A 12,203-nucleotide genomic window follows, 5' to 3' on the forward strand; every position below is an offset into this window, starting at 1 on the left:
AGCTTGTCAATTCACGGCAATTCCCAACTGATCCAATAATTTATTCAATTCCTGGAGAGAGTAATACTCAATGGAAATGCTGCCTTCTCCCTTCTTGTTGTGATTGAGCTTTACCCGCGTGCTGAAATGCGATGCTAAGTTATCTTCAATTCTTTTGAAAGCCTCAGGCAATGAGGGTTTTACGGAATTTTTAACGCCAGCAGGGCTGTCTTCCTTATAGAGGCGGCGCACCAGCTCTTCTGTCTGACGTACGGAAAGGCCTTTGTTCTTGATCTCGCCGAAGAGATACAGTTGTTTGTCCACGGTGTCCACATTCACCAGCGCACGGGCATGTCCCATGGACAATTGGTTGCTGCGTACGGCCACCTGTATATCAGGAGGGAGTTTCAGCAGCCGGATATAATTGGCCACGGTGCTCCGTTCCTTGCCCATACGTTCGGCCACCTGCTCCTGCGTATAGTTCAGCTCCTCCATCATCCGCTTGTAGCTGAGCGCTATTTCCATCGCATTCAGGTCCTCGCGCTGGAGGTTCTCCAGCAGCGCCAGTTCCAGCAGCTGCTGGTCATCAGCCTGGCGGACATACGCCGGAATATCCTTGAGGGCGGCGATCTTTGCGGCACGGAACCGGCGCTCTCCCGAGATAAGGCGATATTTTCCGGAGGGCAGCTTCGATACCGTGACAGGCTGAATAATGTCATGCATCCTGATAGAGTGCGCCAGTTCCTGCAGAGCCTGCTCGTCAAAATCGTGACGAGGCTGCCGGGGGTTGGTCTCGATCTGGTCCAGGGGAATCCGCAGCATGTTCGTCACCGCCTCTACGACGGAGGATTTTAGCTCGCCCGAAGTAGTCTTCAGGTCTGCGTCTATACTTTTCAATAACGAGCGGATGCCCTTACCCAGGGCCTCTTTATCTTTTTTATGGGGGGTGGTCATAATTTAGCTTCAAGCAACAAGCGGCAAGCTGCAAGTTACTTTTTATTAGGTGTTAAATACTTTATTACTTAATCGGTTCTTAGCTTGTAGCTGTCAGCTTGCAGCTTGCAGCTATTCCAAGATCCTCTCTTCCTGTTTGATCTTCGTCATATTATTCTTCTGCAGGATCTCCTTTGCAAGGTTGAGATAGTTCACGGAGCCTTTGCTGAAAGCGTCGTACAGGATCACCGGCTTGCCGACGCTGGGCGCCTCGCTGATCTTCGTATTACGGTGGATGATGGTATTGAAAACGATCTCGTCGAAATGCTTGCGTACTTCGCTTACAACCTGGTTGCACAAACGCAGGCGACCGTCATACATGGTCATCAGGATGCCTTCTATAGCCAGCTCGGGGTTCAGCCTGCTTTGGACGATCTTAATGGTATTCAGCAGCTTGCCCAGGCCTTCCAGGGCGAAGAACTCCGTCTGCACCGGCACGATCACAGAATCCGAAGCCGTCAGGGCATTGACGGTGATCAGACCCAGGGAGGGGCTGCAATCGATAATGATGAAATCATAATCCTTCTTCACCGGCTCCAGGATGCCTTTCAGCACCAGCTCCCGGTTGGGATAGTTGATCATCTCAATCTCGGCTCCCACCAGGTCAATGTGAGAGGGAACTACATCCAAATGGGGGATCTCGGACTTTAAGATCACGTCCTTAACAAGGACATTATTGACCATACAGTCATAAAGGCTCTGGGTAACATTATGGAGGTCAAATCCCACCCCGGTAGTGCTGTTCGCCTGTGGGTCGGCATCCACCAATAAGGTCCTGAATTCCAGCACGGCAAAGCTGGCCGCCAGGTTGATAGCCGAAGTGGTCTTGCCTACGCCGCCTTTTTGATTTGCAACTCCGATTGTTCTTGCCATAGTGATAATGTAACTTAGTCCTCCCGTGAGGGGGGGAAGTTTTTATTCCCTTCAGGGGGAAGTGGAGCAAAAATACATTCTTAAAGATAATTATCAGAACTTTCCTTTTTCTTTACTGTTGAAGACGCCGAATATGTATACTATTATATCAGGGACTAACCGGCCCCACAGCAAAACCCTTAAAGTGGCCAAGGTCTACCAGGGAATTTTGCTTCAAAAAGGTATGGAATCCAATCTGTTATCTTTGGAGGGGCTAAATGTCCTGGAAAGAAACCCTGCCTACGAAAAGATCGAAAAAGAAGTCATCATACCCACTTCCCGGTTTATTTTCGTCTCCCCGGAATACAACGGCAGCATTCCCGGCGTCCTCAAGGCCCTGTTCGATATTTCAGACATTGAGAAATGCTGGTGGGGCAAGCATGCCCTTCTGACCGGGGTATCCACGGGCAGGGCGGGTAATCTTCGGGGCATGGAACACCTCACGGGGATCCTGCATTACCTGAAGATGAAGGTGCACCATAATAAACTGCCTATATCCGTCGTCAATACCCTGCTGAACGACCATGGCGGCATCGAAGACGTGCGTACCCTGGAAGCCATTAATATACAACTGGATGAATATCTTGAAAACTAATAATAAATAGGTCTTACATGCGCAACTGGAGATTTACCGCTGTCGTCATCATTCTGGTCGTCCTGTTGGATTTTTATATATTCCAGGCGGTGAAAACCGTCAGCCAGGGCGCGTCTGCCCGGTGGCGGACCATCATTTTCAATGGCTACTGGGCATTGACGATCATTTCCCTGCTTCTTTTTGCTCTGCTGCCTATGCTCTCCGATCCTTATTGGCACCGGGTGAGGACCTATGTATTTGCCACTATCCTGGGCTTTTTCTTCGCCAAGCTGCTGGCGGCCCTTTTTTTCCTGATAGATGATATCCGTCGCCTCATCCAGTGGGCTTCCGGAAAATTATTCTTCCCGAATACCGAAGGCGAGAACATCTCCGAAGACGGCATCTCCCGTTCTGTGTTCCTCAGCTGGCTGGGGCTGGGTATGGGAGGCGCTCTCTTTTCATCCCTGGTATATGGCTTTGGCAATAAATACAGCTATAAGATCAGGCGGCTCTCCCTTGCATTTGATAATCTTCCCCCTGCCTTTAAGGGGTTGAAAATAATACAACTGTCTGATATTCATTCAGGTAGCCTAGCTGATCAACAGGCCGTCGCCCATGGGGTCGACCTGGTGCTGGCCGAAAAGGCGGATCTGATCCTGTTCACAGGAGACCTGGTCAACGATACAGCCGTTGAAATGGAGCCGTATAAGGAAATTTTTAGCCGGCTGAAAGCTCCCATGGGTGTATTTTCCACATTGGGGAATCATGATTATGGGGATTACATCTGGTGGGAGACGCCGGAACTGAAAAAGGCGAACCTGGACCGGCTCAAAAAGCTGCAAACCGATATGGGGTGGAGGCTGCTGATGAACGAGCACGTAGCCCTGGAAAAAGACGGTCAGCACATCGCCCTGATCGGCATCGAGAACTGGAGCGCCAAAGCCCGCTTTCCCAAACATGGCCGGCTGAATGAAGCTTATGCCGGCGCCGAAAAATATCCTTTCAAGATCCTGATGAGCCATGACCCCAGCCACTGGGACGCGCAGGTAAGACCCCACTTTCCCGACATCGACCTCGCTCTGGCAGGCCATACCCACGGAATGCAGTTCGGCGTGGAGATCCCCGGCCTGAAATGGAGTCCCGTCCAATATGTATATAAGCAATGGGCCGGCTTGTATGAAGAAGGCCGTCAGAAGCTGTATGTCAACCGGGGATTTGGATTTATAGGCTATCCTGGCAGAGTGGGGATCCTGCCTGAGATCACCGTTATCCAACTGACCTGAAGCTTGGGGGCGTTAGCTTTCCCGGATGCCGGGTTACTACCGGTGACTTGTAGACGAAATGCCTTTCATCAACGCTTTTTGCCGTCTTGACCCTTTTCACAATAATATCTTCACACCCTATCGCAAAAGGCCATAAATTTGCGGGCCGGCAACGTTTTACAACTATTTAACGTACAGAGGGATGATTAACGAGCCATTAAATATATTTTAACAAAGCTATAAGGGATTCAACCCTATATTCACCATTATTTGTATTTGAACCAAAAAACAGCATCAACAATGAACCCGAGAGTGAAATTCGTTATCATTTCTTTCGTCTTGTTAACTACTGCAACTGCTTCCTCCTATGCTCAAAAACTGCATCTGGGCTTAACAGCCGGGGCCAATCTCTATAAGGTCACGGGCCGCAGCTTTGATCAGAAAACGCAGTCGGGCTTCAGTGCGGGCGCCTACGGAGAATATAGCTTCAACAGGCTGCTGGGTGTACAGGGCGAACTGATCTGGAGCCAGCTCAGGGCCAAGACCAACGACCAGTTCAATCAGATCTATGGCACTTATGGTGGCGTATCGGGTGCCGACGTTTATTTAAATTATATTTCCCTTCCTTTGATGGTGGCCTTTAAACCTACACCCGAATTATCCATCTTAATAGGACCCCAGTACAGCTATCTCGTCAACCAGACCTCCGGCTTACTGCAGGCTCCGGGATACCAGAGCAAAGATGCTTTCAAGAAAGGCGAAGCGTCACTGGTTTTCGGCGGTCAGCTCAACCTGGGTAAAATAAAGATAGGTGCACGGTACACTGCCGGTCTGACCAATCTCAACGGTATCAACAGCAGCGACGAATGGAAATATCATGGCTTCCATTTCTCTTTGGGATATCAGTTGAAATAATAGATGGAAAGGGTGGCATGATTGTGGCGTGTAGATAATTTTCCTCTTAAAATCATTGGCATATAAGTTGAAATATTACTCTCAAACCAGTTAATCACAAAAACACCTTTAACATGAAGAGTAAGTCAATTTTTTTATCGCTATTGCTGGTAGGCTTTGCCGTTATTAATACCCGTGCCCAGGGCGTCCATCTGGGCGTAAAAGGCGGCGCCAATATATTCAAGGTCGATGGCCAGGGTTACGACCAGGGATTTCACTTCGGTTACAATGTCGGCGCTTTCGCAGAGCTCAATTTCACCAGCTCATGGGGCATACAACCCGAGTTATTATGGAACCAAACGAATTACCGCACAGGCACCCAGTTCAGCTCCATCTATCCGGGCGGACTCAATGATGTCAAAGGCAAGCTGAACTATCTCAGCGTCCCCTTGCTGCTGAGCTATCGTCCTGTCAAGTTGCTCAGCCTCCAGGCGGGTCCACAGTTCGGCATCTTATTGAGTCAGGATAAGAATCTGGCGGACAACACCAAGGATGCCTTCAAGAAAGGAGACTTCTCCCTGGTAGGCGGTGTGCAGCTCAACCTTGCCAATCTGGTAGTGGGCGGCCGTTACGTGGTAGGCCTCACTGACATCAATGACGTCACAGACAACCAGAAATGGAAGAACCAGGGTTTTCAGGTGTATGCAGGATTCAGGTTCTTTTAATAAGAAAAGACATTTTGAAAATGGTTGGGTTGGAAACGACCCAACCATTTTTTATAGCTTAATTTTGGGTAGCGTGGCCCTGGGGTCAATATATTCCTCTGAAAAACAGTAGGATTTTTCCTTTACAGATGCTATTTTGTCATGGATTCAGCCCGTCCGGGGCGCCCATTACCCCTGGCGGCAAACAAAAACAATAGGATGAAAGAATCGAACTTATTTATGCGTGCCGAAGATGATATGGATTTCATGCCAATCATACCCTTGAATGAAAGCGACAACGAAAGCCTGAACGATATCGAGATCCCCAAGGAATTACCCGTGCTCCCCCTGCGCAATACCGTGCTCTTTCCCGGCGTAGTGCTGCCCATCACGGTGGGCAGAGATAAAAGTATCAAGGCCGTGAACGATGCCTATAAGGCGGACAAGCTGATAGGAGTGCTGGCGCAGAAGGACAGCAGCATCGAAGACCCGTCCGTGTCCGACCTGGAAGACGTAGGGACGGTGGCCCGCATCATAAAATTGATCAAAATGCCTGATGGAGGCACCACGGTCATTCTCCAGGGCAAACGAAGGTTTAAGGTGGGTGCGGTCACGGCGGAAGATCCTTATTTCAAGGCCCAGGTGGTCCTGTTGCAGGAAGAGGAAGCGCCCAAAGAGCAGGACTTCGAAGCCTATGTCAGCAATATCAAGGACCTTGCCGCCCAGATCATCCAGCTATCGCCCAACATCCCTTCAGAGGCCTCCATCATCCTGAAGAATATCGAGAACCCATCCTTTCTCATCCATTTCATCTCCAGCAACCTCAATACAGAGCTCCACGAAAAACAACAGCTCCTCGAGATCCACCATATCAAGTCCCGTGCGGACCTGCTGATGCAGCTGCTGCAAAGGGAATTGCAATTCGCCGAGCTCAAGAATAAGCTTACCAACAGGACCAAGACAGAGCTGGACAAGCAGCAGCGGGAATACTTCCTGCAACAGCAGCTGAAAAGCATCAAGGACGAATTGGGCGGCGACACCAATGAGCGGGAAGTGAAGGAGATGCTGAAGAAGGCGGAAGGCAAGAAATGGCCGGTCGCTGCCAGGGACATGTTCAAAAAAGGCATCGAACGCCTGGAACGCATGCACCCCAGCACACCGGACTATTCGGTCGTATACAATCATCTCGACCTGATGCTGGAGCTGCCCTGGCAGGACTATACGGACGATTCGTATGACCTGAAAAAAGCTAAAAAAATACTCGACCTGGATCATTATGGCATGGACAAGGTGAAGGAAAGGATCCTGGAATACCTGGCAGTGCTCAAGCTGAAGGGAGACATGAAAAGCCCCATCCTTTGCTTTGTCGGACCTCCGGGCATCGGTAAAACCTCCCTGGGCAGAAGCATCGCTTCGGCCATCGGCCGCAAATACGTCCGCATCAGCCTGGGGGGCCTCCATGACGAGAGTGAGATCCGGGGACATCGCAAGACCTATATCGGCGCAATGCCAGGCAGGATACTCCAGGCGCTCCGCAAGGTCAAATCTTCTAATCCTGTCATGATCCTGGACGAGATCGATAAGGTGGGGACGGACTTTCGAGGCGACCCCTCTTCCGCCTTATTGGAAGTGTTGGACCCTGAACAAAACCATACCTTCTACGACAACTACCTGGAACTGGAATATGATCTGAGTAAAGTGCTGTTCGTAGCGACGGCCAATGACTTGAGCGCCATCCAGCCCGCTCTTCGTGATAGGTTGGAAATCATTGATTTAAGCGGTTACGCCATCGAAGAAAAAGTAGAGATTGCCCGGCAGCATCTCCTTCCCAAGCAAAAGGAGGCGCACGGCGTCGACAAATTGAATTTCAAGATCAACGATAATGTCCTGGCCAAGATCATCCAGGACTATACACGGGAGAGTGGCGTCCGCGAGCTGGACAGACAGCTGGCTTCCATCATGCGTTATCAGGCTAAGGAATTTGCCATGAAGGGCAAGGTCAAATCCCAGCTTACGCCCGCCGACGTGGAGAAGGTCCTGGGCAAATCCCGTTATAGCAATGACCTCTATAAAGTGGCGAATATGCCCGGCGTAGCCGTTGGACTCGCCTGGACCTACGTGGGTGGGGACATCCTTTTTGTAGAGACCAGCCTCAGCGACGGCAAGGGGGATCTCAAGCTGACGGGCAACCTGGGCAATGTAATGAAGGAGAGCGCCGTCACTGCCCTGACCTATCTCCAGTCGAATGCCCGCAAGTACGATATCGATCCTGAGCTGTTTAATAAAAAGACCATTCATGTCCATGTGCCCGAAGGCGCCGTACCAAAAGACGGCCCCAGCGCTGGCGTCACCATGATGAGCTCCATCGCGTCTGCGATTACAGGAAAGAAAGTCAAGCCTTACCTGGCCATGACCGGCGAGATCACGCTGAGGGGCCAGGTCCTGCCCGTAGGGGGCATCAAGGAAAAAGTGCTGGCTGCCAAAAGGGCTGGTTTAAAAGAGATCATTCTCTGCTGGCAAAATGAAAAAGATATCCAGGACATCGACTCCTCTTTCATCAAGGGCATGAAGTTTAGTTTTGTTAAGAATATGCAACAAGTGCTGGAACTGGCGCTTGCCTGACGCACTGAATGAACTAAACCCTTATGCCGCATGTTAATTATGAAACGGCCATCCAATTCAAGGCCGTATGAATATTTTCATGTTGGTTGTTTTAAGGGTTAAAAAAAATCCCTCATGTCCATGAGGGATTTTTGCTAGTTTGCAGCTACGTCATGAAGCTGATAGCAGTCATCATCCTCTCGTTAAACTTTGGCCAGCTGGCTGCACAAACCCTGGGAGGCAACACTGTCTATAGCTTCCTGAACCTCCCTAATACACCCCAGCTCACTGCCCTGGGCGGCATCAACAATTCCGCCATCACGGATGACGTCGGGCTCTCCTTTTCTAACCCCGCACTCCTGCGATCTTCCATGCATGCTCAGATCAATGCTTCTTTCAGCACGCTGTATGATGGTGTCCGCGACTACAGCTGCTGGGCGGCAATGCATAGCGCCCGGTGGCAAATGAATTTTGCCATGGGCGTGAATTTTCTGGATTACGGCAATGTTCCGCAGACCGACGTCATGGGAAATATATTGGGCAATTTTCACCCTTCCGACTATGTAGCGCAGGTGGCTGCCTCCCGTCAATACGAGAAGAAATGGTTTTACGGCGTCACGTTTAAATTCATCCATTCTTCGTATGGATACTACCGGTCTTCCGGCGCCGCCCTGGACATCGGCATCAATTATTATGACAGTGTACAGCTGTTCCAGGCGGGCCTCACGCTGCGCAATATGGGCGTTCAGCTAAGCCCTTATCCCGGAACGACCAGGGGCGATCTCCCTTTCGATCTGACCCTGGGCCTGACCAAGCGGCTCGCTAAGGCGCCTATCCAATTCTCTTTTACGGCGCATCACCTGCAGCAATTCAATATCCGCTATGACGACACTACTTTTTCCAACTACAATGGATTCGATCAGAATAATAAAAATTCTTCCTTCACCATCGACAAACTCTTCCGCCATTTTATCCTGGCTGCGCAGCTATTTCCTGAAGATAGGGTAGAGGTCACCGTTGCCTATAATTACCTCCGGAGAAAAGAGCTCAACATCGGGCAAACAAGTAATGGCTTCACCGGATTTTCATTTGGACTGGGCGTGTTGCTTAAGAAATTACAGCTGAGATATGCCCGGGGTTTCTACACGAATACGACTGGATATAACCAGTTTGGTCTTAACCTAAGGTTAAATGATTAGACAGACGTAAGTAGAGATAAGTGCCCACTGGGGAAACTGGGTAATCGTGTAGGGGATTGCGCCGATTTGGATTGTTTTTAATGCTTTAGCAGTAATTTTGATCTGGTAGAAAAAACTTTCATGGTCAGGATAATTATCGTAGATGATCATTTTCATGTCCGGGAGGCCTGGAGCTGGGTGCTGAACCAGGCCCCTGGGATCAAGGTCATCGCCCAGTGCTCCAACGGGCAGGAGGGGATCGAAGCTGCCAGAAAATTGCGGCCTGATGTCATGCTGATGGATATCAATATGCAACCTGTCAATGGCATCGAGGCAACCCGGAGCATCCGGCAATTCGACACCGATATTAAGATCATCGCCGTCTCTGTCCAGGCGGAACGTTCTTATGTAAACGAAATGTTGCGCAACGGCGCCAATGGATATGTCACCAAGAACTCCTCCAGCACCGAAATGATTGCGGCTATCGACGAAGTATTGGCCGGAAAGACCTATTTATGTGAAGAGATAGGATATCTTCGGGCCCAGCTCGTGCATTAGCTGATCCCTGCCGCTTCCGCCAACTCCTTCTCAGTCTTGAAGGCCTCTCTTGGCTTCAATCCCAGCAGCTCGAACATGATATTGTCCTCTTCAAACGATGGGTTGGGGGTCGTCAGCAATTTCTCTCCGGCAAAGATGGAATTAGCGCCTGCCATAAAGCAAAGGGCTTGCTCCGCCTGGCTCATTTCCGCCCTTCCCGCGCTAAGGCGAACCATCGTACGCGGCATCAGTATCCGGGCAGTGGCGATCATACGCACCATATCCCAGGTATCGACCTTGGGATTGTTCTCCAGCGGCGTGCCTTTCACCCGCACCAGCGCATTGATGGGAACGCTTTCGGGGTGCTCGGGCATCGTCGACAAAGTATACAGCATCTTGATACGATCGGCATGCGTCTCACCCAGGCCAATAATGCCTCCGCAACATACGGTCACTCCGGCCTTACGGACATTATCCAGCGTAGACAACCGATCATGATAGGTCCTCGTGGAGATGATTTCATTATAATATTCGGAAGATGTATCCAGATTGTGATTGTAAGCATAGAGCCCAGCATCTGCCAGCTTTTTGGCCTGTTCTTCATTCAGCATGCCCAGTGTACAGCAAACTTCCATCCCCATTTCATTCACCCCTTTCACCATATCCAGCACCCTGTCAAAATCCTTGTTATCCCGCACCTCTCTCCAGGCCGCGCCCATGCAAAACCGGGTAGAGCCGGCCGCCTTTGCTTTTGCGGCATAATCCAGGACCTCCTCCTTTTTCATCAATGCCTGTACATTGACCCCTGTATTGTACCTGGCGGCCTGGGGACAGTAAGCGCAGTCTTCCGGGCATCCGCCTGTTTTGATCGACAGCAGGGTACAGACCTGCACTTCTCCCGTCTCATTGTGCTCCCGGTGTACCTTCGCAGCCTGGTAGATCAGGTCCAGCAGCGGCGTATTGTATATATCGTTAATTTCCTCTATTGTCCAGTCCTTTCTTATCATAATTGGTATGATTTAATTTTGATGGAACTCCCATTGCTTAATGGAAGCAAATTTATTTCTTATCTTTTACATTCACGATTGAATCTTTTAACAAAGGAATATTTTGCCTGAACAGGGTATTCAGCACCACCCGAAACTGGTTTACCCCTGAGATACTATCATACAGCAGTCGGTAGTCCCGGGAAGGGAAATAGACGGCATTCTGGTTCTCCAGGAAGAAAAGTGGATTGTATCCCAGCCGGTCATGGCAACGGAGACCATGATCTCCCATGAATATGATCACAGCCTTACCGTTGGTCCGTTGCTGGATCGTCAGGATCATGTTTTCCAGGACACGGTTGGCATAGGACACATAAGCCAGGTAATCCTCCGTACGGTCCTCGTCAGCCGGAGAATAGGGGGCCGCTACCTTCAGTTTCCGGCCTTTTCCATCAAAGTAGTACGGGGGGTGCGGAAGGTTGAAATGACCGTAAATAAAACGGGGACGCCTGCCCCGGGGCAGATTGGCCTCCTTCAACAGTTCCTCCTCCAGCTTTTCATTGTTATATAAAGGGCCGTAAAGAACTTTTTTTGACAGGGGATCATGGAAATACTGGAGGAAGTTCCATGCAATGTCCCGGACGAACCTTGAATAAAAAGTCTGATCCGTGATCAATCTCGTTTTCAGCGGCAACAAAGTTTCCGAGATGGGCGTAGGATTGCCTTCCAGGTCGAAGATGGAGCAGTTGACGATGTCGTACCCTTGCTCCTTTAGCCAGGCCGTAAGAGCATTGTCCCTGATCCGTCCGCTGAGGTAGAGATACTCTTCCGCCGGACCGCCTTTGACATTTTTCAGATCGTCGAGATAATCCATGTTGAGAATGGAGGGCATCGAAAGGATGGTGTATTTGTAATTACTTCTGCTGTTGCGTTGTATGTGAAATCCCCGGACGGCCAGAAAACTATCGAGTTCGGAATTGTCATAGTGGAATTGCTCCCGCAGCGCTTTTGAGCTGGCGTATGCATCGAACAATAAAAAATAAATGTCAGGCCGGTGAATACTGTCGGCCGCGGGCGTCAGTGAGAGATGCCGCGTAACGGCGCCCGTTTCCCGTCTGGCGGAGGGCCTTAACGCCGAGATCAGCAGTCCCGAGATATCTATGACGAGATAAATGATGAACAATCCGTTCAAAAAAAGAGACCATCGCGGCACCACTTGTGGTTTCCTGCGCAGGTATAAGAAGAGGCCTATCGCCAGGGCCATCCATAGAGAAAGAAATACAGACCACCGGTGAAGGAAATGAATATGGATCTTGAAAAAATCTTTTATCGCTCCGAAGAAAAAATAAAAAAAAAGCACAGCGCCAGTGTATAGGCCTGCTTTGCCGGCATGGCGGCAGATAAGAAAAAATAACCCAAACAGCGCCCCGGCTCCCGCGCAATAAGTCATCATGAGCAGTGCCACATCGGAAAATGATAAATAGCCATAATATTCCAGGCTTCCATGAATGACAAAGAAGACCGGAAGGAGAAGAACATAAAACGGTATCTTTTTTAGCATGCGGCTCATGGAAGTCAAATGT

Annotated in this window: 11 protein-coding genes; 7 read left to right on the forward strand and 4 right to left on the reverse strand. The window is 50.0% G+C overall.

Features of this window, described 5'->3' with window-relative positions; genetic code table 11:
• Window positions 1-6: 6 nt before the first annotated feature.
• Both Q4E93_RS12050 and Q4E93_RS12055 read right to left on the reverse strand, forming a co-directional pair.
• Complete coding sequence (locus Q4E93_RS12050; protein ID WP_303585465.1) at window positions 7-933, reverse strand: ParB/RepB/Spo0J family partition protein; 927 nt, start codon at window positions 931-933, stop codon at window positions 7-9.
• Window positions 934-1,044: 111 nt separating this feature from the next.
• The gene (locus Q4E93_RS12055) at window positions 1,045-1,845 is read right to left on the reverse strand and encodes a ParA family protein (protein WP_303585467.1); all 801 of its coding nucleotides are present in this window, start codon (window positions 1,843-1,845) and stop codon (window positions 1,045-1,047) included.
• Between the two features lie 133 nt (window positions 1,846-1,978).
• Here Q4E93_RS12055 and Q4E93_RS12060 point away from each other — a divergent pair, with 133 nt between their 5' ends.
• The 7 genes from Q4E93_RS12060 to Q4E93_RS12090 all read left to right on the forward strand — a co-directional run bounded on the left by Q4E93_RS12060 (window position 1,979) and on the right by Q4E93_RS12090 (window position 9,655).
• Window positions 1,979-2,479: an NADPH-dependent FMN reductase gene (locus Q4E93_RS12060; RefSeq protein ID WP_303585469.1), complete on the forward strand. Its 501-nt coding sequence runs from the start codon at window positions 1,979-1,981 to the stop codon at window positions 2,477-2,479.
• A gap of 17 nt (window positions 2,480-2,496) precedes the next feature.
• Complete coding sequence (locus Q4E93_RS12065) at window positions 2,497-3,741, forward strand: metallophosphoesterase (protein WP_303585471.1); 1,245 nt, start codon at window positions 2,497-2,499, stop codon at window positions 3,739-3,741.
• A 279-nt stretch (window positions 3,742-4,020) separates the two neighbouring features.
• Entirely contained in the window at window positions 4,021-4,635 is a 615-nt protein-coding gene (locus Q4E93_RS12070) for an outer membrane beta-barrel protein (protein WP_303585473.1), read from the forward strand.
• A 113-nt stretch (window positions 4,636-4,748) separates the two neighbouring features.
• Entirely contained in the window at window positions 4,749-5,339 is a 591-nt protein-coding gene (locus Q4E93_RS12075) for a porin family protein (protein ID WP_303585474.1), read from the forward strand.
• Between the two features lie 198 nt (window positions 5,340-5,537).
• Window positions 5,538-7,940, forward strand: a complete 2,403-nt coding sequence (lon, locus tag Q4E93_RS12080; RefSeq protein ID WP_303585476.1) for an endopeptidase La — start codon at window positions 5,538-5,540, stop codon at window positions 7,938-7,940.
• A gap of 152 nt (window positions 7,941-8,092) precedes the next feature.
• Entirely contained in the window at window positions 8,093-9,118 is a 1,026-nt protein-coding gene (porQ, locus tag Q4E93_RS12085) for a type IX secretion system protein PorQ (RefSeq protein ID WP_303585478.1), read from the forward strand.
• Between the two features lie 120 nt (window positions 9,119-9,238).
• On the forward strand, window positions 9,239-9,655 hold the full coding sequence (locus Q4E93_RS12090; RefSeq protein ID WP_303585480.1) for a response regulator: 417 nt from the start codon (window positions 9,239-9,241) through the stop codon (window positions 9,653-9,655).
• Here the strand turns inward: Q4E93_RS12090 and bioB are convergent.
• Together bioB and Q4E93_RS12100 are read right to left on the reverse strand one after the other, a co-directional pair.
• On the reverse strand, window positions 9,652-10,641 hold the full coding sequence (gene bioB / locus Q4E93_RS12095; RefSeq protein ID WP_303585482.1) for a biotin synthase BioB: 990 nt from the start codon (window positions 10,639-10,641) through the stop codon (window positions 9,652-9,654). The genes Q4E93_RS12090 and bioB overlap by 4 nt on opposite strands.
• 52 nt (window positions 10,642-10,693) lie before the next feature.
• Window positions 10,694-12,190 (reverse strand): sulfatase-like hydrolase/transferase, encoded by a 1,497-nt coding sequence (locus Q4E93_RS12100; RefSeq protein WP_303585484.1) that lies wholly within the window; start codon window positions 12,188-12,190, stop codon window positions 10,694-10,696.
• Window positions 12,191-12,203 lie beyond the last annotated feature (13 nt).

The organism is Flavitalea plasmicola, from assembly GCF_030546645.1.
Classification (GTDB): domain Bacteria; phylum Bacteroidota; class Bacteroidia; order Chitinophagales; family Chitinophagaceae; genus Puia.